Origin of the sequence: Fictibacillus macauensis ZFHKF-1 (assembly GCF_000269865.1) — a bacterium.
GTDB lineage: Bacteria > Bacillota > Bacilli > Bacillales > Fictibacillaceae > Fictibacillus_C > Fictibacillus_C macauensis.
Map to the genome: position 1 here is coordinate 19,974 of NZ_AKKV01000040.1, position 21,958 is coordinate 41,931.

Annotated in this window: 22 protein-coding genes; 7 read left to right on the plus strand and 15 right to left on the minus strand. The window is 41.9% G+C overall.

What is annotated here, in order from left to right; genetic code table 11:
- Positions 1-436: 436 nt before the first annotated feature.
- Complete coding sequence (locus A374_RS17030) at positions 437-1,339, plus strand: alpha/beta fold hydrolase (protein WP_007203483.1); 903 nt, start codon at positions 437-439, stop codon at positions 1,337-1,339.
- 123 nt (positions 1,340-1,462) lie between these two features.
- Here A374_RS17030 and A374_RS17035 read toward each other — a convergent pair whose 3' ends face one another.
- Positions 1,463-2,044, minus strand: a complete 582-nt coding sequence (locus A374_RS17035) for an HAD hydrolase-like protein (protein WP_007203484.1) — start codon at positions 2,042-2,044, stop codon at positions 1,463-1,465.
- A gap of 115 nt (positions 2,045-2,159) precedes the next feature.
- On the opposite strand from A374_RS17035, the gene A374_RS17040 reads away from it, so the two are divergent.
- The 4 genes from A374_RS17040 (at position 2,160) to A374_RS17055 (ending at position 5,707) form a co-directional block, all read left to right on the plus strand.
- Positions 2,160-3,329 carry a DUF819 family protein gene (locus tag A374_RS17040; RefSeq protein ID WP_007203485.1) on the plus strand — a complete coding sequence of 390 codons (1,170 nt, stop codon included), beginning with the start codon at positions 2,160-2,162 and terminating at the stop codon, positions 3,327-3,329.
- A gap of 21 nt (positions 3,330-3,350) precedes the next feature.
- Positions 3,351-4,799 carry a pyridoxal phosphate-dependent decarboxylase family protein gene (locus A374_RS17045; RefSeq protein WP_007203486.1) on the plus strand — a complete coding sequence of 483 codons (1,449 nt, stop codon included), beginning with the start codon at positions 3,351-3,353 and terminating at the stop codon, positions 4,797-4,799.
- Between the two features lie 21 nt (positions 4,800-4,820).
- Positions 4,821-5,300, plus strand: a complete 480-nt coding sequence (locus A374_RS17050) for a GNAT family N-acetyltransferase (RefSeq protein WP_007203487.1) — start codon at positions 4,821-4,823, stop codon at positions 5,298-5,300.
- A gap of 74 nt (positions 5,301-5,374) precedes the next feature.
- Entirely contained in the window at positions 5,375-5,707 is a 333-nt protein-coding gene (locus A374_RS17055) for a YisL family protein (RefSeq protein WP_007203488.1), read from the plus strand.
- A gap of 275 nt (positions 5,708-5,982) precedes the next feature.
- Here the strand turns inward: A374_RS17055 and A374_RS17060 are convergent, their stop codons facing one another.
- Both A374_RS17060 and A374_RS17065 read right to left on the minus strand, forming a co-directional pair.
- Positions 5,983-6,216, minus strand: coding sequence for a hypothetical protein (locus tag A374_RS17060; protein WP_007203489.1), 234 nt, complete (start codon positions 6,214-6,216; stop codon positions 5,983-5,985).
- A gap of 15 nt (positions 6,217-6,231) precedes the next feature.
- Positions 6,232-6,492 (minus strand): hypothetical protein, encoded by a 261-nt coding sequence (locus tag A374_RS17065; protein WP_007203490.1) that lies wholly within the window; start codon positions 6,490-6,492, stop codon positions 6,232-6,234.
- An 81-nt stretch (positions 6,493-6,573) separates the two neighbouring features.
- Here A374_RS17065 and A374_RS17070 point away from each other — a divergent pair, with 81 nt between their 5' ends.
- Positions 6,574-7,080, plus strand: coding sequence for an Hsp20/alpha crystallin family protein (locus A374_RS17070; protein WP_007203491.1), 507 nt, complete (start codon positions 6,574-6,576; stop codon positions 7,078-7,080).
- On the opposite strand, the gene A374_RS17075 is transcribed toward A374_RS17070, so the two are convergent.
- Positions 7,077-7,421, minus strand: a complete 345-nt coding sequence (locus A374_RS17075; protein ID WP_007203492.1) for a hypothetical protein — start codon at positions 7,419-7,421, stop codon at positions 7,077-7,079. The two genes, A374_RS17070 and A374_RS17075, sit on opposite strands and share 4 nt — an antisense overlap.
- Between A374_RS17075 and A374_RS17080 the strand changes: the two genes are divergently transcribed.
- Entirely contained in the window at positions 7,408-7,803 is a 396-nt protein-coding gene (locus A374_RS17080; RefSeq protein ID WP_040340710.1) for a hypothetical protein, read from the plus strand. The two genes, A374_RS17075 and A374_RS17080, sit on opposite strands and share 14 nt — an antisense overlap.
- Here A374_RS17080 and A374_RS17085 read toward each other — a convergent pair.
- The 11 genes from A374_RS17085 to pcrB form a co-directional block, all read right to left on the minus strand.
- Positions 7,800-8,351, minus strand: coding sequence for a hypothetical protein (locus A374_RS17085; protein WP_007203494.1), 552 nt, complete (start codon positions 8,349-8,351; stop codon positions 7,800-7,802). The genes A374_RS17080 and A374_RS17085 overlap by 4 nt on opposite strands.
- A 442-nt stretch (positions 8,352-8,793) precedes the next feature.
- Entirely contained in the window at positions 8,794-9,360 is a 567-nt protein-coding gene (locus A374_RS17095; RefSeq protein ID WP_007203495.1) for a peptidoglycan-binding domain-containing protein, read from the minus strand.
- A 270-nt stretch (positions 9,361-9,630) separates the two neighbouring features.
- The gene (gene gatB / locus A374_RS17100; protein WP_007203496.1) at positions 9,631-11,064 is read right to left on the minus strand and encodes an Asp-tRNA(Asn)/Glu-tRNA(Gln) amidotransferase subunit GatB; all 1,434 of its coding nucleotides are present in this window, start codon (positions 11,062-11,064) and stop codon (positions 9,631-9,633) included.
- An 11-nt stretch (positions 11,065-11,075) separates the two neighbouring features.
- Positions 11,076-12,524: an Asp-tRNA(Asn)/Glu-tRNA(Gln) amidotransferase subunit GatA gene (gene gatA / locus A374_RS17105; protein WP_007203497.1), complete on the minus strand. Its 1,449-nt coding sequence runs from the start codon at positions 12,522-12,524 to the stop codon at positions 11,076-11,078.
- An 11-nt stretch (positions 12,525-12,535) separates the two neighbouring features.
- Positions 12,536-12,823 (minus strand): Asp-tRNA(Asn)/Glu-tRNA(Gln) amidotransferase subunit GatC, encoded by a 288-nt coding sequence (gatC, locus tag A374_RS17110; protein ID WP_007203498.1) that lies wholly within the window; start codon positions 12,821-12,823, stop codon positions 12,536-12,538.
- 119 nt (positions 12,824-12,942) lie between these two features.
- Positions 12,943-13,296 carry a DUF3905 domain-containing protein gene (locus A374_RS17115; RefSeq protein WP_007203499.1) on the minus strand — a complete coding sequence of 118 codons (354 nt, stop codon included), beginning with the start codon at positions 13,294-13,296 and terminating at the stop codon, positions 12,943-12,945.
- Positions 13,297-14,062: 766 nt separating this feature from the next.
- A complete protein-coding gene (gene pruA / locus A374_RS17125) occupies positions 14,063-15,610 on the minus strand; it encodes an L-glutamate gamma-semialdehyde dehydrogenase (RefSeq protein ID WP_007203501.1) in 1,548 nt (515 codons plus the stop codon).
- A gap of 188 nt (positions 15,611-15,798) precedes the next feature.
- Positions 15,799-16,998 (minus strand): CamS family sex pheromone protein, encoded by a 1,200-nt coding sequence (locus A374_RS17130; protein ID WP_007203502.1) that lies wholly within the window; start codon positions 16,996-16,998, stop codon positions 15,799-15,801.
- A gap of 31 nt (positions 16,999-17,029) precedes the next feature.
- On the minus strand, positions 17,030-19,039 hold the full coding sequence (gene ligA, locus A374_RS17135; protein WP_007203503.1) for an NAD-dependent DNA ligase LigA: 2,010 nt from the start codon (positions 19,037-19,039) through the stop codon (positions 17,030-17,032).
- Between the two features lie 14 nt (positions 19,040-19,053).
- Positions 19,054-21,291: a DNA helicase PcrA gene (gene pcrA, locus A374_RS17140; RefSeq protein WP_007203504.1), complete on the minus strand. Its 2,238-nt coding sequence runs from the start codon at positions 21,289-21,291 to the stop codon at positions 19,054-19,056.
- Positions 21,292-21,363: 72 nt separating this feature from the next.
- Positions 21,364-21,958: heptaprenylglyceryl phosphate synthase (gene pcrB / locus A374_RS17145; RefSeq protein WP_007203505.1), on the minus strand; the 595-nt coding region annotated here is incomplete at its 5' end.

Genomic DNA, 21,958 nt, shown 5'->3' on the forward strand with positions numbered 1-21,958 from the left:
GATAAAGGATACTATACCGTTGATTGCAAAACGGACGTGAGTGGACTTTCGGAGAAGGAATTAGCGAAGCTGTTAATTCAAGTGAACGATCAATCATCTGATGCGTTTATCCAAGTAATCAGACGAAGGCTAAACATCTTAGAACGTCCCCTTGTAACAGCAAGAGGCGAAGGTAAAAGTTATATCTATGCCAATTTCAATCCAAAATACGCCCAGTACGCTCTAACCATCTTACAACTTCTATATGACCGTGAAGGCAGGTGAGAAAGAGCTGACACCAGCTACAGCTCAAAGAATTGGATTAACAAATAAGACGTATGAATTAGAGGACATCATTTATTTAAGGTCCAGGAAAACCCCTTCTTTCTTACATTTATAAGGAATATATTATATAATTGTTAATAATTAGAAATAAAAGAATAAGGGGAATAACAATATGAGTGGAGAATTAATCGAGATTAGAGGTAAAAAACTCTATGTAGAATGTTATGGTCAGAATGATAAACCTCCTGTTCTTTATCTTCACGGTGGTCCAGGGGAAAGCTGTCACGATTTTTCGTACCATCAATCAAAAAAATTAGGAGAACATATCAGATTGATTGCTATTGATCAAAGAGGTGTATGTCGTTCAGAAATTATCCGTGATAACGAAGAATTTGGATTAAATGATTTAATCGAAGATTGCGAAGCATTAAGAAATCACTTTAATATTGAAAAATGGTCAGTTATTGGGCATTCTTTTGGTGGATTTCTTTCACTTTTATACGTTTCAAAATATCCTAACTCTATTGACAAAGTCATTTTTGAAGGTCCGACTTTTGATTTCGAACTAACTTCTAGAAGTCTAATTAGAAAAACTGCAAAGTTATTAAAAAAACACGGTAAACCTGAATTGCACGATAAAGGCTTAACCCTTGCGGAAAGTAATTTGCCAATTCGTGAATTAACAGAAAAGTATATGGAGTTAAGTGATGAACTAGGAGAAAATAGAATGGAGATTTATAGACACAATCACAGCAATCCTACTGATTACTACTCTTTTCACTCCGAAGAAGAATGGGAAGAATTCTATGATAGGTCGGAAATACACTTTAATCTTCTTAGGGAAGAAGGGAAAATTTTCGACTCATTACTTCCTAAAATTAAAGAGGTAACTAACCCTATGTTGTTAGCGATTGGAAAATATGATGCTGCTACTTGTGAAAAACACATTGAAGTTTTTAAGAAGGATGCTATCAATGGTGAGACCTATGTATTTGAATATAGCGGGCACACTCCCCATTACGAAGAAGCTGATAAATTCAAGGACGTTATAGTTGAGTTTTTATCACCACAATAAATTAAAAGACCACAATTTTGTGGTCTTTTGCTTTGCTATTTACTATGCGAATTTGCTTGCTATTTGTATGTTTTTTTGTGTTGCTAAATGCAATTTTCTCCTCCAAAAGAGGACCTGTTCCACTTAAAGAGCTTCTCCTTTTTTAACGATCTCCAATTGAAAAAAATCCTCATAATCGGAAATCTCATACGTAGCTATGGAACAATTTCGCTGAAAGCTACACGTCGCAATGCCAAGATTGTTCGCTGGCAACAAATCAAGCTCACGATCACCAATCGCAAGGTCGATGTGATGTTTGTTGTGTAAATACGCATACGATGCGCTATGCGGTTTGCGTGGATAGCCGTCATCACCGGTCACCATGTCGGCAAAATAATGCTCTAAGTGATGATAGCGTAAAATATCAAGCACCGCTTGGCGATTTTTATGTGTCATAATGACGTTCTGATCGGCAAAAGCAAGGACTTTCTCTACGCCAGCAAACGGTCTAACATCAGCAGGTGAAATCTGATCACAAAGCGAGCGGATTTCTCGTTCTTGTTCGGCTGTTACTTGAAAATACGTCATCGCATGTGGAAAAGAGACCTTCAACTGCTTTTGAATGTCGTCACGCTGCGCTTCTTTTCCGAGCACCCGAGCCATAATGTCTGTATATGCCGGATACGTATTCATTAACGTCCCATCAAAATCCCACAATATATTCATAGTGCTCACTCCATTTCTATTGCTCTAGTATACCAAATACTTCTTAAAGGAATCACGCCCTATTGTAGCGTATTAGTTAAAGACATCTACTACTTTACGGCAGGAGCGTTCTCTCATGATTTCCTCTCTACTCACATTCATTGCATTTCTTTTATTTCCCGCACTCATTATTTATCTTTGCTCAACTTTTCCCGTATTACAGCGCCTAGGCATCGCAATTATTTGTTATTTAGTCGGTGTGGCTGTCGGTAATAGCGGCCTTTTACCATCAGGCTTTGGAGACATACAAGCAACCATTCAAGACGTCAGTGTCGCGCTCGCTTTACCGATGTTGCTTTTTTCACTCGACGTGAAAAAGTGGCTGAAGCGTGCGGATACTGGCCTTTTTAGCATGTTGCTTGCCGTCATAGCGATTGCGGTGACGACCTTCATTCTGCAGCTTGCAACGCATACTCACTATGCCGATAGTTGGAAGCTTTCGGGAATGGCAGCCGCCGTCTATACTGGCGGTACCCCGAATCTTGCGGCGATGAAGGCCGCGCTACACGTCGATAACAATACGTATATTTTATTTAATACGTATGATACGGTGTTCTCCCTGCTCTATATTTTGTTTATGTCGACGGTTGCACGCTTCTTTTTTCAAAAAATGTTTCGCCTTCGCCCTTTTAGTGCCGATTCGCAAGCTGCTTATAGTGAAAACGCTAGCGATATTAGCGATGAATCAGTGGCAACGTACAAAAAATTATTGCACGGCAAACATGCATTCAAGCTGTTAGCTGTATTGTTTATTGCGGGTTTCATTCTTGCCATCTCGTGGGGAGTGACACGGTTCATTCCAGAAGATCATGTTACCGAGGTCACGATTTTACTCATTACGTCATTCGGTATTATTGGTTCTTTTATTACGCCGCTTCGCCAAGTAAAATATACGTTTCATCTCGGGATGTATATAATTTATTTATTTTGCTTTACCGTGGCAACGATGACCGATTTACGCGTATTAGAGCAGCTGAATGGCGTCATTTTATCGTACGTCGTCGTGTCCATATTCGGCAGTATGCTCATTCATGCGCTCTTATGTAAGCTCTTTCATATCGATAGCGATACGATGATTATTACGTCGGTATCAGCGATTTGTTCACCGCCATTTGTTCCTGGTGTTGTTAGTGGTCTGAAAAATAAGGCCGTCTTAATTACAGGTCTTGTGACGGGCATTATTGGCTATGCGATTGGCAATTACTTAGGCATTGCTCTCGCTCTTTTATATCAAACAATTTTTTAAACACATAAGGAGGAACACAGTATGCGCAGCATTTTACCGGAAAAAGGTCGACCTTATGAGGAAATCCTGCAAGAACTCGCGACCTTTGCAAGTGATGATCCTCACTATAAAGAAGGAAAAACGTGGAGTCTCGTCTATTATTTAGATCAAGAGTATACAGATTTTCTTGGTGATGCATACGGACAGTATTTTTCCGCAAATGGCTTAAACCCCACTGCCTTTAAAAGCTTAAAACGCTTGGAAAAAGACGTTCTCACTTATACAGCCGAGCTGCTACATGGCAATGAAAAAAACTGTGGGGTCATGACGTCAGGCGGAACGGAAAGTTGCCTTCTTGCGGTGAAAACGTACCGCGATTGGGGACGAGCAAAAGGCATTAAGAAGCCTGAGATGATTTTACCGGTCACAGCACACGTCGCTTGGGATAAAGGGGGAGAATATTTTGGCGTGAAAATTAAACGCGCTGCCCTTTCCGCTGATTATACAGTCGATGTTGCCGCTGTAGAAAAGCTGATCACCCGCAACACCGTATTAATCGTTGGTGGGGCGCCAGAATATCCGCATGGCTTAATTGATCCAATTGAACAGTTAGGAGCGCTCGCGCAAAAGCATCACCTTCCATTTCATGTGGATGCGTGTGTTGGCGGTTATATTTTACCGTTTCTTGAAGCGCACGGCGTTGATTTACCACTATGGGACTTCCGCGTACCAGGCGTCACGTCGATGTCAGCGGATATTCATAAATACGGCTTTGCTGCTAAAGGGGCTTCGTGTATTTTATATCGCTCCATGGACTATTTTAAGCACCAAATTTTCGTGCAGCAAGATTGGCCAGGTGGTGTGTTTGCCTCCCCTGCACTACTGGGCACGCGACCAGGCGGAGCGTATGCCGCTGCGTGGGCAAGTATTCAAGCGAATGGGCGCGATGGCTACATGAAGCTTGCCGAGCGAACGCTACATGCGGTGAAGGGGTTAAAGACAGGCATTGCCGGTATCGAAGGATTAGAGCTAATTGGCGATCCAAAAGCAAGTCTCCTATCCTTTCGTTCTACTTCTCCTACTCTTAATATCTTTGCTGTTGGTGACGTAATGGAAGAGAAAGGCTGGCTCGTCGATCGTCTACAGCGTCCCGATGCGCTCCACGCAATGGTGACCGCCTCACACGATGCCGTCATTGATCAATACGTACAAGATCTTCGCGAAGCCGTCGCTATCGTGCGGGCTGACCCGTCACGAGGAACGACAGGACAAGCTGCTACCTATGGTATGATTTCTCATATCCCATTACGTGGCCTTGTAAAAAAGCAGGTGGCTAGCTTATTCGCAGCTTCCTATCAATTAGACGCCGAAGAAATCGACCTTACGAACAGTGATGCGCTTAGCGGTGATGGTCAAAGCAGTCACAAAACAGGGTTTGTAAACACACTCGTAAACTGGTATGTACAACGCAAAATGAAAAAGAACGTATAAGAAAAGGAGATTTGACCGAACATGAAAGTAACGTTTCGCCTCTCAGAACGACACGATGCCGCCGCTCTAATCGCGCTCAATCGCCTCGTATGGAACAACGACAATGCACCGATTCTAAACAACTATGAATCTACAGAGAACTATTTGGAAAAATCGCCACCTGGTAGCGAACTGCTCGCCCTGTGCGATGATGTGATCGCCGGTTATTTTAGCTATCGCTCCCCTATACCGCTACCCGCAAATGCGCATGTAGCAGAGCTCGCCATTGCCGTTCATCCGGACTATCACGGTGCAGGCATTGCGCAAGCACTCATGATGGAAGGGGAAGTGTGGATGCGCAGGCTCGGTAAAAAGAAGCTCTCGCTACGCGTAATGGCAACGAATGCACGAGCGCTCTCCTTTTATAAGAAATATGGTTTTCTCACCCAAGGCGTGCTTCCGCAAGAATTTTACATCAACGGTCACTATGTGGATGATGTCATGATGTATAAAATGCTATAAGCTCTTGTGTTTACGTAGCGTTATCGCTACTATGAATATATGTACATTTTTGAAAAAGATTGGAGGGATTGGGATTGTTTAATGCCTTTTTGCATACCCATGAAGGTTCATGGGTTGTACTCGCACTATTGTTTGTCATCTCTTATTTCACACGCCAAAACGTTACGCTCATGCTACAACGCTTGTTTTATCTCGTTATGATCGTAACAGGTGGTTACTTATTGTATCAGCTTCAATTTCCAGGCATCTATATTTTAAAAGCAGTGCTAGCAATCGTACTTATTGGAATTATGGAAATGATGATTGCACGTAAACGTAAAGGCCAAGGTATGCCGGCGATGTTTTTACTCGTTATTATTTTAATTGTTGTCATCGTACTGATCGGTTATGGAAAAATTCATTTTTAAAGTGAGGGAGCCCAAGAAACATGGGGCTCTTTCTTTCGTTGATGGCAGCGACAGCGGCTTCTTTATACACGACCATTGAATCAAAACATAACGTGGTCAATGAGTCTCGAGGCTGTATACAAAAAATAATACGAATCAGTACGACATCTCCTCGCCTTTCCCTGCTCTCAAAGATTGTATCTCTAACGTATTTAACACCAGCCCGAGAAATTCACAGTCCTATTTAATAGACTTAGAAAAACAGCCGTTGAATAAAACGGCTGTTTCGTTATCCCTTATAGCACACTATTTTTGACGGATGGTGAATCGATGACGTCTTGATCTCCTAACCAAACAATTGGCAAGTTCACAACGGCTAAATCACCGTTTTCTTCCCCAAAACCTTGGTTGATCTTATTGGAACTAAATAAATCAAGCTGTTGAATCGGTCCAAAGCTCAGCGTGGCAGATCGGTCCATAATGTTCACTTTAAAGCCAAGCATGTTAATAACCATTGGTGCAAATAACATAGCCTCACTCCTCTTTTAGACGCCGTCAATAAGCGATGGTAACCTTCCATAGGAAGACTGTGTTAATGGTGAGTCAACGGCATCACGATCGTCAACTACATATTCATTTCCAAAGAAGCGCGAATCATCTCCTGAGTGCTGCCCGAAGCCTTGATTTTTTTTATCAGAATTGTGCCATTCGGACAAATAATTTTCCCCAATATTAACCGCTGACGCATTTTCAAAGGAATTAATTTTAAAAAGAAAAATATTTATAACAATAGAAGGTGAATTCACTTGTTCTCCCTCCCTTTCTTTTAAAACTATATGATTCTTTTCACTAATTATGTGTTTAGGCTGACTCTTGGAGGTGCTGTGATGGATGCGGATAAATTAAAACAATGGCTTGAGCTTGCACAAAAAGTTCAAGGAAACGACTTTTGGAACAGTATATTTGATGGAGCAACGAACGGAGCAACAGGGAACTCGTTTCCTGGACAAATGAATCAAACACGTGAATCATCCAATCAATTTCGGCAATCATCAGCAGGTGTGGCATCACAACAAGAGCAAGCCTTTCCAAAAGTGGACATTCACAATAATAACCGTGAATGGATCATTCTCTTTGATTTACCCGGGGTCCGTAAAGAAGATGTATCCTTATTAATCGTGTCTAATCAGTTAACCATTCGAGGGCGTTTAGATTCACCATATCAAGAAACAACTCCTGTACATAAAGAACGACAAACAGGACCATTCGAACGAACGATCCCTCTGCCTGAAATTATTCAAGAAGCAAGAACATCGGCGCGCTTTTACAACGGTTTACTCGAAGTTCGCATCCTTCGCACGGCTACTAACGAAAAGGCAGTACGCATTGATTAATAATACGTATTGCGCTCTCGTGGCATATCAATGATGTCATTGTCATTCATTGTAAAACGCTCCGCCGTATGATGAGCACCATCACCATCGATCATCCCAAATGCTTGGTTTTTACGAGTGACATTAAAAACCCGACTGCGCATTGTCTGGCCGTACGATAATGTACAGCTTCGTCCGATGGAATTAATATCAAGAAATCCGAGATTCAGTGCTGATTGCTTAAACGTCATGTCATTCTCCCCTTTTCGTTTACGAGGCATTGTTTTCTCACTCTGTTCATAGACTGTACAAGCTAGAAAAATAGGAAAGCGAGGTGCGGTTATGCCCTTGTTTAAATCCATACTCAATGCCGTCCTCCATCATGATAAAAAAATGAACGCTATTCATACGAAACTTACAGAATTACAACTAGAGCTCTCCTCCCTACAAAATGAACAAAAAGAAGCCTCTGTCATCATTGAAAAAGTTCACATCGATCAGCTTCATATCGATAAGTACGAACTGAGCAATAATTTCGCCAATCTAGGCATTAAAGATTTAACCGGCAAGCTGAATATTGGAGCGAATTATGGTTCTTCGTTAACAGCTGCAGAAGTGGAGGCCGCAGCTGCGCGGAATGGGGCCGAAAAACAGCAACACATTCAGCAGAAACAAGAAAAAGCCCAACAGAAATTATCTGATGGACCTACTTATGCAATTCGTGGGCGTACGCCCACTGACTAATCAATTGAGTTTGCTGTTTTTACAAGCTCGCTTTTTAATTGTTTTTCATTATAATTTGTTGCAAACATATGGCGCAGATCGTATTCTTCCTCATCAATTTTCCAAAAGAGCTCTGCATACGTTCCATAGTAGGCATAATAAGCAGTCGCACCATTAGCAAGCTCTAGCGTTTCGTTATATTTTTTTTCTGAAATCATATCTGAAACAAGATTTTTATGATTAAAGGCTTGATACGTAATATAACCTTTCTCATCTTGAGCGGTTTTTCGTTCATAATCAGCACTTACTTGCACTTTTTTCTTTTGTCCCCAATCGGTTATTACCACATTAGGCGTCTTAAAAGCATAAGGAATTGCTTCAGGAAAATGCGGTTTAAAGGGTAAAACGTCTTGCGCTTCATCCATAGAAATAGGCTTGTACGAACGAGGATACTGCCCTTTTTTATATGAAACATCCAATTTCATATCGCCATCCGCAACTTCTGTGCCGCGGCACGCGGTTAATAGTAGTAACAATCCAGCAGCAACAAAAACTCCCGCTCTCTTCAAAACATCCACCTCCGCGATTGAATCGACTTCATCATATCATCCTTTTAAACCTATGTAGGATAGAAATCGTTCGTAAAGTTTCGCAGAAAACTGTCAGATGCTCACGAAGAAGCGGGAGAATTGTGCAATGGTCTCTAACGCTCTGTTTTCGAGGATTCTTTTTTAAAAAAATAAGAGAATAATAGCAGGAAAATACCAAGTAAAACGAGCGAAGTAGACAGCGAAGTGAACGACTCAGAGGAATTTTCTTTTTGTTGATTCACTAAACACCCGATCAAAAAAACAAGAATACCTGAGTAATAGAATACCTTTCCCTTTCGCGTTTGATCCTTCAAACAAGCACACCCTTTCTCTCCCATTGTAGACGAAGAGAAGGTGGAAGAAAAGGGGATAAAACATAAAATGGAAGATGAGTGATGTTCTCATCTTCCGTTCGTCTGACTTACTTCTTCAATCCACGTACTTCTTTTAAAATATACAGTCCATTTTGGTGTTTCACAAAGGATAATTGATAGGCTTTGCCGTCTTTTAGTTGTTTGTCCCAATCGCCCATGTAAGCTTGGAATACGATCGGTTCTTTTGTGTCAACGCTTATGGCTTCAAAAGAATGATTATCTGCCCAGCCGACGAATTTCATGTTTAATGTATGTAGCGTTGGTTTCGTTTGATCGGCATAAACCGCCGTCCGGGTTGCGCGGTCTACTTCCCCTGTTTCATTTAAATAAAATTTCTTTTGAAAGTTCATGACGCTCTTTTCTGTCTTTTTATCGAATGTGCCACTCACGGCGACAGAATACCCGCGTTCGTGAAGACGTTTTTGTAAGAACGTTACCTCTGTTCCTTTTTGTCCATATTTCAATGTTTTATAGGTATGTTTCTTTTCTTTTATTATTGATTTTACGTGGTGAGTAGTGTGTTTGCTTGCAGCAGCTACTGTCCCAACATTCATCATGGATCCAGCAAGGCCTGCAGATAAGAGTAGTAATGCAGCTTTATTTAGTGTTTTCATTGTATAAGACCCCTCGCCATATTTTAGTAGTTATTATTACATTAATGTTACAAACTTGTTACTTGAATATTACTACTATGACACGAATATTACAATACCTATTTCATAAAATGGCTCGAAGGACCTACAAAGTATTAAACAGATATTAACATGCTATAACTAGCTACTAACTTGGAAACATCTATACCAAGACATTTCCCTTAAAAAAGGAATTTCTAACCATAAAAAAGAAGCCGTAGCATCCATCATCGGATGCTACGGCTTAAAGCTTTATCGTTTTTGCAATTCCTCACCTAATAGCTTATTTACAAGCTGTGGATTTGCTTTTCCTTTTGATTCTTTCATGACTTGGCCGACAAGGAAGCCAACTGCTTTTCCTTTTCCGCTCTTAAAGTCTTCAACAGATTGAGGGTTGCGATCAATGACGGCTGTAACAAAGGAACGAATGGCACCTTCGTCAGAAATTTGGACAAGTCCTTTTTCTTGGACAATCGTTTCTGGATCGCCGCCTTTTTCAATCAGTTCTTTGAATACTTGCTTGGCAATCTTTGAAGAAATGGTGCCATCTTCAATGAGTTTAATCATGTTAGCAAGGCTCGCTGGTGTTAATGGTGTTTCATCCAGTTCTTTGTTGTTGCTGTTAAGAAAGGCACTTACTTCTCCCATGACCCAGTTTGAAAGTAGCTTCGGATCCGCTTCTTCTCGTACACCGGCTTCAAAGAAATCAGCCATTTTAATAGAGGCCGTTAAGACACCTGCATCATACGCTGGCAAGCCAAATTCTGATACGTAGCGTGCTTTACGTGCATCTGGAAGCTCCGGAATGTCTTGACGGATGCGCTCCATCCACTCTTCTGACACGTGCAGTTCAACAAGATCTGGCTCTGGGAAGTAGCGATAATCATCTGAACCTTCTTTTACGCGCATTAAAATGGTTTGTTTTGTCGCTTCATCAAAACGACGCGTTTCTTGAAGAATTTCGCCACCGGCAGTCAGTACTTCCGCTTGACGTTGCTCTTCAAATTCCAATCCTTTTTGAACGAAGGCGAAGGAGTTTAAGTTCTTAAGCTCTGTTTTCGTTCCGAACGCTTCTTGTCCGACAGGACGCAAGGAAATGTTCGCATCACAGCGCAATGAACCTTCTTCCATTTTACAGTCGGAGACACCCGTATATTGAATAATGGCTTTTAATTTTTCTAAATAAGCGTAGGCTTCTTCTGGTGTTCTGAGATCAGGCTCAGATACGATTTCCATTAAAGGTGTTCCTTGGCGATTCAAATCAACAAGTGATGTACCGTCATTCGCATGCGTTGTTTTCCCTGCATCCTCTTCAAGGTGCAAACGGGTAATACCGATTTTCTTCTTTTCACCGTTGACTTCAATTTCAATCCAGCCATGTTCCCCAATCGGACGATCCAATTGCGAAATTTGGTACGCTTTCGGATTATCTGGATAGAAATAGTTTTTACGATCAAAGTGTTGTACAGGATTAATTTCACAGTTCAATGCCATCGCCGTTCGAATGGAGTATTCAACAGCCTGCTTATTTAAAACAGGTAATACGCCTGGATGACCTAAACAAATCGGACACGTATGGCTATTGCTTGGTGCTCCAAAGTCAGTCGAGCAACCACAGAAAATTTTTGAATTCGTTTTTAATTCCACATGGACCTCAAGTCCTATAACCGTTTCAAATTTACTCATGTCTCCACCTCCTACAATTGCGGTTTCTCTTTATGATGATCCGTTGCTTGTTCAAATGCAGAAGCAACGCGATAAATGGTGCGCTCGTCAAAATGCTTACCGATGATTTGCAAGCCGACTGGCAATCCATTAGATAGACCACAAGGAATAGAGATGGCCGGAACACCTGCAAGGTTTACAGGAATCGTTAAAATATCATTCGCGTACATCGTAAGCGGATCGTTTGTTTTTTCGCCCACTTTAAAGGCTGTCGTTGGCGCTGTTGGTCCAACAATAACGTCATAGTTCGCAAATACGTTATCAAAGTCTTGCTTAATAAGTGTACGAACTTTTTGTGCTTTTTTATAATATGCATCATAATAGCCTGAACTTAGCGCAAACGTTCCTAGCATAATACGGCGTTTTACTTCATCACCAAAGCCTTCGCTTCGTGTGTTTTTATAGAGTTCAAGTAAGTTTTCACTTTCCGCTGAACGCACACCGTACCGAACCCCATCAAAACGAGACAGGTTCGCCGATGCTTCAGAGGATGAAAGGAGGTAGTACGTTGCCAGTGCGTATTTAGAGTGAGGAAGCGATACCTCTTCCCATACCGCACCTTCTGCTTCCAAAACTTTTAGCGCATCTAGCACTTTTTGCTTCACTTCAGGATCGACACCTTCAGCTACGTACTCTTTTGGAACCGCAATGCGCAATCCTTTAATGTCCCCTGTGAGCGCCGAACGATAATCTGGCACGTCTACATTGGCAGACGTAGAATCCATCGCATCATGACCCGCAATGGCTTGCAATAAGAAGGCATTATCTTCAACCGTACGTGTAATTGGACCAATTTGGTCAAGTGAAGACGCAAAAGCAATCAATCCATAGCGTGATACGAGGCCGTACGTTGGCTTTAAGCCGACAACACCGCAATACGAGGCAGGCTGACGAATCGAACCACCTGTATCAGATCCTAAAGAAAACAGCACTTCCCCTGCTGCTACAGAAGCGGCTGAGCCACCTGAAGACCCACCTGGTACATGTTGTAGATTCCACGGATTACGTGCTCCGTAAAAGCCTGAATTTTCATTGGAAGAACCCATCGCGAATTCATCCATATTTAATTTTCCGATCGTAATGGTTCCTTCATTTTGCAGAGATTGAACAACCGTTGCATCATAGATGGGATCAAAATTAGCAAGCAACTTACTTCCACTTGTCGTACGTAATCCTTTAGTTGAAATGTTATCTTTCAATCCGATTGGTAAGCCAGCTAACGTCTGGTTAAACACACCTGCTTCATCCAATACTTTCGCTTGCTTACGTGCTTCTTCTTCGTTTAAGGTTAAAAACGCCTTTACTTGGTCTTCTACTTGACCAATTCTCGTATAAGACGCGTCCACTAAGTCCGTTGCTGTAATTTCTTTACTCTGTAATAGCTCATGCAATTCTGAGATTTTCTTCTCTAATAACGACATACTTCCTCCTATTAAAACGTCTTTGGTACTTTAAAATGTCCGTCTCGCTCTTGTGGAGCATTCTTCAATGCAGCTTCTCTACCTACTGACTCTTTGGCAACATCTTCTCGCAATACATTTTTCAATGCTAATACGTGTGTTGTTGGTTCTACATTTTCTGTATCTAGTTCATTTAATTGCTCAGCAAATTCAATAATTGCTCCAAGCTGTTCTGTGAACTGATTCACTTCCTCTTCGCTAACAGAAAGACGTGCTAAATTAGCAACATGCTTTACTTCTTCTTTCGAAATTCGCGACACTCTTGGCCACCTCCAATAAAACTTACGTTTACATAATAAGTAGATGATAACAAAAACCGTCCTGTATAAGCAACAAGACGGTAAGGATTGGACATATTTAGTATGAAAAAGGGTGCGAATTAGTCGCTCCCATACCCTGTATCATGATCCGGATGCTCGGTCGGACCTTCCGGAGGTGTTTGTTGCTGAAGTAATTCACGATTTTCTTCCGTATTCCAGCCAATATCATTCGTCGGATGAACCCACTGATCACCAGCCATCGTCGCCGGATCCGTTTCCTCACTCCAATTCTCTAATGGAGACTCCTCTGATGCATATAAACTATCGCCAATCGTTACACCATACTCATTGACGAAAGGAGCTTGCATTTTCTGAGTCGTATCCTTGAAAGATGGCGCATTGATTTGATGCGGCATCGTTTTCATTTCATTTAAAATAGGCTCATTTTGTTCATCTCGTTCTTTTTTCTTCACGGGGAAACCTCCTCATCTCGTACTCTTTCTTTAGCGTTGCCCATAGAGGAAGTTTCCATGCTTTTAATTCGTGAACGGGCACTAAGGTAATGGTAACCGCTGAGTCTGCAACCTTTTTTGTCTCAACCTGACTTGAAAGGTAATTGAGTGAGGGGATGAATTTGATGATGCTAATTATGTAGGTTTTGATTTTTTTAGATGATAGCGCTATTTTGCGCGTAGTTTGATTTCTTTTTTGAGTGGAATTTGCACTCTTTGCGCGTGAATCACATCCCACTACGCGGTAACCGATCTCTGAAACAGAGCTTGATTTTTCTAATTTTAGCTTTTTTTCATTTAATTTGATCTCTTTTGCGCTTGATTTTGCCTCTTTTGTCCGTGATTTGCTCTTTCTGCCCTTGTTTTTGCTTGTTTTACTCGTGATTTGCACTCTTTGCGCGCGAACAGCGCACCTCTGCGCGCGAACAGCACACCTTTGCGCGCGAACAGCGCATCTCTGCGCGCGAACAGCGCATCTCTGCGCGCGAACAGCGCATCTCTGCGCGCGAACCCCACTCCTCTCTGCGCGCGAACCCCACACCTCTCCGCGCACCAAACCCCACACCCCTCCACGCGCCAATCCCCACACCCCTCCACGCGCCAATCCCCACACCCCTCCACGCGCCAATCCCCACACCCCTCCACGCGCCAATCCCCACACCCCCCTATCTCCCAACGCAAAAAAGCAAGCAACTCCCACCGGGAATTGCTTGCTTTTCATTTATGCTTATAGCATTTCTGAAGTTGTTTTTGCTTGCATGTGAAGAAGTAGGTAGTCAGGTCCACCTGCTTTAGAGTCTGTACCAGACATGTTGAAGCCACCAAATGGTTGGTAACCAACGATTGCGCCTGTACATCCACGGTTCACGTACATGTTACCAACGTGGAATTCTTCTTTCGCACGTTCGATGTGTTCACGGTTGTTCGACACAAGTGCGCCTGTCAGACCGTATTCTGTGTTGTTAGCGATTTCCATCATGTGATCGAAGTCACGTGCTTTAGAGAAACCTACAACTGGTCCGAAGATTTCTTCTTGCATAAGACGCGCTTTTTCATCCAAGTCAGCAACGATCGTTGGTTGAATGAAGAAGCCTTTAGAATCGTCTCCTTCTCCACCTGTTACTACTTTACCTTCTGAACGACCAATTTCGATATAGCTCATAATTTTGTTATAAGCTGCTTGGTCAATCACAGGTCCCATGTAGTTACTAGATTCTTCTGGATTACCCATTTTAAGCGTTTTCGTTAATGCAACTGCTTTTTCAAGAACTTCATCGTACACGTCTTGGTGAACGACCGCACGAGAACCTGCAGAACATTTTTGTCCAGAGAATCCGAATGCAGAGTACACGATCGAAGCTGCTGCAAAATCAGTATCTACGTTGTTATCAATAACCATTGTATCTTTTCCGCCCATTTCAGCGATGACACGTTTTAACCAAATTTGACCTGGGTTCACTTTAGCAGCGCGCTCATAAATGCGGCAGCCTACTTCACGAGAACCAGTGAAAGATACGAAACGTGTTTTCGGGTGGTCAACAAGGTAGTCACCAACTTCAGCTCCGCTACCAGGGATGAAGTTAAGAACGCCTTTAGGAAGACCTGCTTCTTCCATCACTTCTACGAATTTCGCTGCAACAACTGGCGTGTTGTTTGCTGGCTTAAGCAGTACTGTGTTACCAGCTACGATAGCTGCTACTGTTGTACCTGCCATGATCGCAAGTGGGAAGTTAAATGGTGAAATAATAACACCAACACCAAGTGGAATGTATTGATATTTGTTAATTTCTCCGAAACGGCTGTTAACAGGAACACCGTTTTTAATTGTTTCCATTTGACGAGCGTAGAACTCTAGGAAATCGATTGCTTCTGCTGTATCTGCATCTGCTTCTTTCCATGGCTTTCCTGCTTCTTTTACAAGGTATGCAGAGAATTCGTGCTTGCGGCGACGAAGAATGGCAGAAGCACGGTATAAAATGTTAGCACGCATTTCTGGCGCCCATTTTTTCCACGTTTCAAACGTAGCAACTGCTTCTTGCATTGCTTTTTCTGCTAAATCTTTATTTGCTTTAGAAACCGTACCAATAACTTCTTCTTTATTAGCCGGGTTAGTAGAAACGATTTTTTCATCCGTTACGATTTGTTCTCCGCCAATCACAAGAGGATACTCTTTGCCCAGTTGTGAATTTACAAGATCTAATGCTTCCTCAAAAGCTTTCTTGTTTTCTTTTATAGAAAAATCTGTAAATGGTTCGTGTTTATATTCGCGAATCATTATGTCCCCTCCTATGCACTTAAGCGTTTTCATTTGTATAACATGTCTATAATACCGCAAACTAGTCCCATAGTTCAAACAATCATTAATAGTCAGAATAATAAGACAAATGTTGGTTTCAACCGCTTTCATATCTATGCAAGAAAAAAAGAGTGACCTTAGCGTATACAAGGTCAACTCTTATCTCATTATCTATAAATATGCACAAATGGTTCTTCATTTGATTTATCACGTACAATCAATGCCTCTGGTTTATCGACGGCTGACTGAATTGAAATCGTGACCGGAACACTTGGTAACTGTTTCATAGCCGAGGACGTAACATATTGCGTAAAGGAAATGACCTCCGCTTTTCCTTGAAACTGCATCGGAATTTCAATATCTAAACGCTCTAGGTCTCCGCCACTATAGTGAGCTTTTCCTACGACACCCACATAGTTCGGGAAATAGTCTTGAATTTTCGATTTAAAACTATTGAACTTTTCAGCGTCATCACGCTTTTCTTTAGTCGCATCATTGGATGGGAATAGGTAGTAATGATCATCGACGGTTTCCCATTCACCTAGTTCGTTAGAATCTGAATCTGCTGTTGCATAGGAGAAGAAATTACCTGGTGTTACCGATTCTTTTTCGGCTTCTTGATACAGCGCAACGGTAACAGGAATATTTTTTAAACTTGAATTTTGACGAAGGCGACGAAGTACTTCTTCACCCATTTTCTTTGCTTCCCGTTTCACTTCGCTTGCTTGTAATTTCTTTGAACCATTGTAAATAAGCCCTTTGCTGTCTGTAGCTTTATAGTAGTAAGTTGAGTTAAAGGACAACCCTATGACCACACCGCCAAGCTTTACTTTATCTTTACCACTTTGCACAAGATAGTTTTGCTCTAATGCATACGATAAGTATTTTGGATGCTTGTCTTCGGCATCGAGCACCTCTTTATGAGAAGCACCTTTTTTCAGTCCAAGCGGCGGGTTAAGCCCCTTTTGTGTCATGGAAGTACCATTGTCTTTATCGGTTGCTTCATCCGAACGTTTCAACCAGTTATTAACGGTTGTCGATGATAAATATTGACCTTCTTGATAGAAGTATTTATCCGTACTAAAGTTCTCTTGCGCAATCTTCATTAACCCTAGCTCAAATTCGTTAATATCAAGACGATTATCCACACCATACTTAATTAAACCACGCGCACCACCTGGCTCAAAAGGCACAATGCTACGATAATATTTTTCGCCTGTTTTAATTTCCCCTGTAATGAGCGCTTTCTCTTCTTTCTTACCTTTCTTCTTTACAACTTCCTCTTGTTTTTCTAGCTTGTCATCATTAAAGCAGCCAGACAACAGCAAAAGGCAGCTGATCAGGATTAAACTGATCCGCTTCTTCATGTGTAACACTCCTCCAACACGTTATGAACCTTTATTTATTTAGCTCATCGAAAAATTGTTGCTCACTCCATACGGCAACCCCGAGCGTTTGCGCTTTCTCAAGCTTCGACCCTGCATCCTCACCAGCAATGAGTAAATCCGTATTCTTGCTCACACTGCCCGTTACTTTGGCACCGAGCGCTTCTAGCCTTTCCTTCGCTTCATTGCGTGTAAACAACGAAAGTTTTCCTGTTAATACAACAATTTTCCCAGCAAATGAAGAATCAATATCCTCGGCTTTAACGATTTTCGGCCCTTTATACGTAAGATTCACGCCAAAGTCTCTTAGCTCGTCAATAAGCACCTTTACTTCAGGCTTACTGAAATAAACGGCAACCGAATCCGCCATTTTCTCACCAACTTCGTCAATAGCAAGGAGCTCTTCTTTTGAAGCCATCATTACGGCATCCATCGTTTCAAACCGTTGTGCAATTGTTTTTGCGGCTTTTGCACCAACATGACGAATACCTAATCCGAACAACAAACGCTCTAAGGAATTCTCTTTCGATTTTTCTATAGCATCTAGTAGGTTGTCAACCGACTTTTCACCCATTCTCTCAAGCTTTACTAATTCTTCTTTTTTCAAATCATACAAATCGGCAACATCGGTAATGAGTTGTTCGGCAAACAGCTGACTAATGACTTTCTCACCAAGCCCATCAATGTTCATCGCATTACGCGACACGAAATGAATAAGTCCTTCACGAATTTGAGCCGGACACATTGGATTTAAGCACCGCAAGGCTACTTCTCCATCCAAGCGTTCAAGCTTGCTTTCACACGCTGGACACGCTTCAGGCATATGAAATTCTTCTTCCTCACCTGTACGACGATCAACAATGACATTTACTACCTCTGGAATAATGTCGCCTGCTTTTTTGACAACAACATAATCACCAATTTTAATATCTTTTTCACGAATTAAGTCTTCGTTATGAAGCGAAGCTCGTTTTACAGTCGTTCCCGCTACGGCTACAGGTTCTAATAGTGCGGTTGGCGTAATCACACCTGTTCGCCCCACACTTAATTCAATGCCTAATAGCTTCGTTACAACCTCTTCTGCCGGAAACTTGTAGGCAATGGCCCATCTTGGGCTTTTCGCTGTAAATCCTAACTCTTCTTGCTGATAATACGAATCCACTTTAATAACGATTCCATCGATTTCATAGTCTAAATGCGGTCGACGTTCTCCCCATGAATGGACGAAGGTAATAACATCCTCTATCGTATCACACTGTTTCCATTCAGGATTCGTTTTGAAGCCTGCTTCTTTTAAAAAATGTAAGCCTTCGCTATGATGTTCAATCGTTTTACCAGCAAGCTGTCCCATTCCGTACACGAAAATAGATAAGTTTCGTTTGGCAGCAATTTTCGGATCAAGCTGACGTAAAGAACCCGCCGCTGCATTCCGAGGATTGGCAAACAATTCTTGACCTTCTTCCTGGCGTGCTTCGTTTAGCTTTTGAAACGAGCGCTTTGGCATATAAGCTTCGCCACGCACTTCCAATGAAACTGCTTCCCCTTTGACTTTCAATGGAATCGCATGTATCGTTCGTAAGTTATTCGTAATATCTTCACCGATTGTACCATCGCCACGTGTCGCACCTAGTACAAAGCGCCCTTCTTCATACGTTAACGAGACAGCTAGTCCGTCAATTTTCAGCTCAGCAACGTACGATACGTTATCGCCCACAGCATTGCGCACACGGCGATCAAAATCACGTAAGTCTTCTTCATTAAAAGCATTCCCAAGACTTAACATCGGCACTTTATGTTCAACTTTTCGGAAAAAATCCAGTACTTGACCGCCGACACGGACCGTTGGCGAATGCTCATCACGTAAGGTTGGATGGTTATTCTCTAGTTCAATTAATTCTTGTAACAACCGGTCATACTCGGCATCCGGAACGGTCGGTTGATCAAGTACATAATATTCATAACTGTATTTTTCAAGGAGTTCACGTACTTCCTTTACTCGTTGCTTTGCTTGTTCTTCGTTCAAACGATCCAACTCCTTTATTCTTTTTCAATCGGAGCAAATTTTGCTAATAAACGTTTAATCCCCACTGGTTGAGGAAACGCGATATCAAGCTCTAAGGAGTCACCTTCACCACGCATACTTACTACAACACCGGTTCCCCACTTGCGATGCTTCGCTTTTGCACCTACCGACCAATCTAGCTTTTCGTTACCATTTGTCGTATACATTGGCGACGTTTGCTTCATCTTAGGTCGCATAAAGGATGGCGCGCTTTGGGAAGCCTTTGAGCTGAACCCGCCTGTAGCGCGCATTTGTGTAACTTCTTCGTTTTCAATCAATTCTTCTGGAATTTCGGCAATAAAGCGCGACACCGGGTTCATATTCGTTCTGCCATATAACGTACGCATCCGTGCATTCGATAAGAATAGTTCCTCTTCGGCTCGCGTAATCCCTACATAAGCTAAGCGCCGTTCTTCTTCCATTTCGCTATCTTCAAACAAGGCACGACTATGTGGGAAAACACCTTCTTCAAGACCAATTAAGAAAACAACGGGAAACTCTAGGCCTTTTGCAGAGTGAAGCGTCATTAAAATGACCGTTTCCTTTGACTTTTCCTCTTCTCCGCCTTCGTCTAGACGATCAATATCGGCGACAAGCGCAAGATCCGTTAAGAAAGCAACAAGACTCTTATCCTCTTGTTTCTTTTCAAAGTCTGTCGTAACAGATAGGAATTCATCAATATTTTCGATGCGGCTCTGGGATTCGAGCGACTTATCGGCTTTTAACATGTCACGATATCCTGTCTTTTCAATCACTTCTTCCACAAGTTCCGTCACTGATAGAAATTCTTGCATCTGATTCCATTGTGTAATTAACTGCGAAAACTCTCGTAATACGTTTACGAAGCGGGCCGCAAGTCCAATCTGTTCAACTTCCTGAAGCGCTTGAAACATCGATAGATCATTGTCCGCTCCATATTGAAGAATTTTATCCACTGTGGAGGCACCAATTCCTCGCTTAGGCACGTTAATAATGCGCGTCATACTAATATCATCGTTCGGATTAGAAATGAGGCGTAAGTAGGCAAGAATGTCTTTAATCTCTTTGCGATCATAGAACTTTACGCCGCCAACGATGTTATAAGGAATGTTTGATTTCATTAATACTTCCTCAATAATCCGCGATTGCGCATTCGTACGATATAAGACGGCAATATCAGCGTAGCTTCGTGTTCCACTCATCGTCATCTCACGGATTTTACCGGCTACATAATGACCTTCGTCATGCTCAGTATCACCTTGATAATAGACAATATTCTTGCCTTCACTTCGATCTGTCCACAGGTTCTTCGCTTTGCGGTTGACGTTATTTTCAATGACTTTATTAGCCGCATCAAGAATTGTTTTTGAAGAGCGATAGTTTTGTTCAAGCAAAATCACTTTTGCATCATCGTAGTCTTTTTCAAACGAGAGAATGTTAGCAATATCCGCCCCACGCCAGCCATAAATGGATTGATCCGAATCACCTACCACACAAAGGTTACGAAAACGATCTGCTAGCAATTTGACTAACATATATTGTGCACGGTTTGTATCTTGGTACTCATCCACGTGAATATATTGAAATTTTCGTTGATAAAATTGCAACACTTCTGGTACACGTTTGAATAAATGAATCGTTGTCATAATTAAATCATCAAAATCGAGAGCTGCATTCTTTTTCAAACGTTTTTCATATTCTTGGTACACATCGAAAACAACGCTATCAAACGGACCTACTTTTTCTTTTGCAAAATCCGCACTCGTTTTCAGTTCATTTTTTAACGACGAAATGGTTCCTAAAATGGCGCGTGGCTCGAATTTCTTCGGATCAATATTTTGATCTTTAAGGATGCTTTTAATGACCGAAAGCTGATCGGTAGAGTCAAGAATCGAAAAGTTTCGGCTAATGCCAATCCGGTCAATATCTCGACGTAAAATTCGCACGCACATTGAGTGAAATGTGGAAATCCAAATGTCTTCTGCCACGGGCCCAGTAATTGCCGCGACACGATCTTTCATTTCACGAGCAGCTTTGTTCGTAAAGGTAATCGCCAAAATGTTCCATGGCGCTACTTCTTTTTCCATCATTAAATAGGCAATGCGATGCGTAAGGACGCGTGTCTTCCCACTACCGGCACCCGCCATAATTAAAAGTGGGCCTTCTGTATGCTTAACTGCTGCCTTTTGTTCAGGATTTAATCCTGTTAATAGCTTTTCAATCAATTGATGCATGTTCATATTCATCCCACCTACCAAACGTTTGTTCTTATTTTTTATTGTACTGTAACACGAGCATTACAGCAATCATCTCTTTACTGCTTTAACGGTCGCAACGGCTTGATCAATGCTTTCATAAATAACGTTACCAACGACAATCGTATCAGCAAACATCGCCATTTCACGAGCTTGCTCCTCACTCGCAATACCGCCACCATAAAAAAGCTTCGTACGCTCCAGCACTTTGCTTGCCTCTTTTACCGTTTCGACATCGCCATAAACGCCACTATATTCTAAATAAAAGACAGGTAGTCTCAACATTTTTTCTGCTAAGCGTGCATATGCTACTACATCTTCCAGTGATAGGTTAGCGTTCGCGTTCGCATGCTGTGCTGCCTTACACTCAGGGTTTGCAATACAGTAACCTTCTGTTACGATTTCTTCCCAATTCATGAGTTCGCCATACTCTTTCACTGCTTCATGTTGCAATCCAGTTATAAATCGAGCATCTGTGCTATTTAAAACGGTCGGAATAAAGTATGAATCAAAACCAGGTGTAATGGACTCAAGCGTTGATACTTCTAACACACATGGAATGGCATATTTTCGAACACGAGCCATAAGATCTAGCGTATTATCAAGTGTTACCCCGTCACTCCCGCCAATAAAAATAGCATCTGTC

What these genes read in the sequence shown, in the direction of transcription:
- A374_RS17045 (WP_007203486.1), top strand. Translation starts at nt 3,351, where the DNA reads ATGCGCAGCATTTTACCGGAAAAAGGTCGACCTTATGAGGAAATCCTG.
- A374_RS17070 (WP_007203491.1), top strand. Translation starts at nt 6,574, where the DNA reads ATGGATGCGGATAAATTAAAACAATGGCTTGAGCTTGCACAAAAAGTT.
- A374_RS17075 (WP_007203492.1), bottom strand. Translation starts at nt 7,421, where the DNA reads ATGGATTTAAACAAGGGCATAACCGCACCTCGCTTTCCTATTTTTCTA.
- A374_RS17060 (WP_007203489.1), bottom strand. Translation starts at nt 6,216, where the DNA reads ATGTTATTTGCACCAATGGTTATTAACATGCTTGGCTTTAAAGTGAAC.
- pruA (WP_007203501.1), bottom strand. Translation starts at nt 15,610, where the DNA reads ATGATTCGCGAATATAAACACGAACCATTTACAGATTTTTCTATAAAA.
- A374_RS17050 (WP_007203487.1), top strand. Translation starts at nt 4,821, where the DNA reads ATGAAAGTAACGTTTCGCCTCTCAGAACGACACGATGCCGCCGCTCTA.
- A374_RS17040 (WP_007203485.1), top strand. Translation starts at nt 2,160, where the DNA reads ATGATTTCCTCTCTACTCACATTCATTGCATTTCTTTTATTTCCCGCA.
- gatB (WP_007203496.1), bottom strand. Translation starts at nt 11,064, where the DNA reads ATGAGTAAATTTGAAACGGTTATAGGACTTGAGGTCCATGTGGAATTA.
- A374_RS17030 (WP_007203483.1), top strand. Translation starts at nt 437, where the DNA reads ATGAGTGGAGAATTAATCGAGATTAGAGGTAAAAAACTCTATGTAGAA.
- A374_RS17095 (WP_007203495.1), bottom strand. Translation starts at nt 9,360, where the DNA reads ATGAAAACACTAAATAAAGCTGCATTACTACTCTTATCTGCAGGCCTT.
- pcrA (WP_007203504.1), bottom strand. Translation starts at nt 21,291, where the DNA reads ATGCATCAATTGATTGAAAAGCTATTAACAGGATTAAATCCTGAACAA.
- gatA (WP_007203497.1), bottom strand. Translation starts at nt 12,524, where the DNA reads ATGTCGTTATTAGAGAAGAAAATCTCAGAATTGCATGAGCTATTACAG.
- A374_RS17035 (WP_007203484.1), bottom strand. Translation starts at nt 2,044, where the DNA reads ATGAATATATTGTGGGATTTTGATGGGACGTTAATGAATACGTATCCG.
- A374_RS17130 (WP_007203502.1), bottom strand. Translation starts at nt 16,998, where the DNA reads ATGAAGAAGCGGATCAGTTTAATCCTGATCAGCTGCCTTTTGCTGTTG.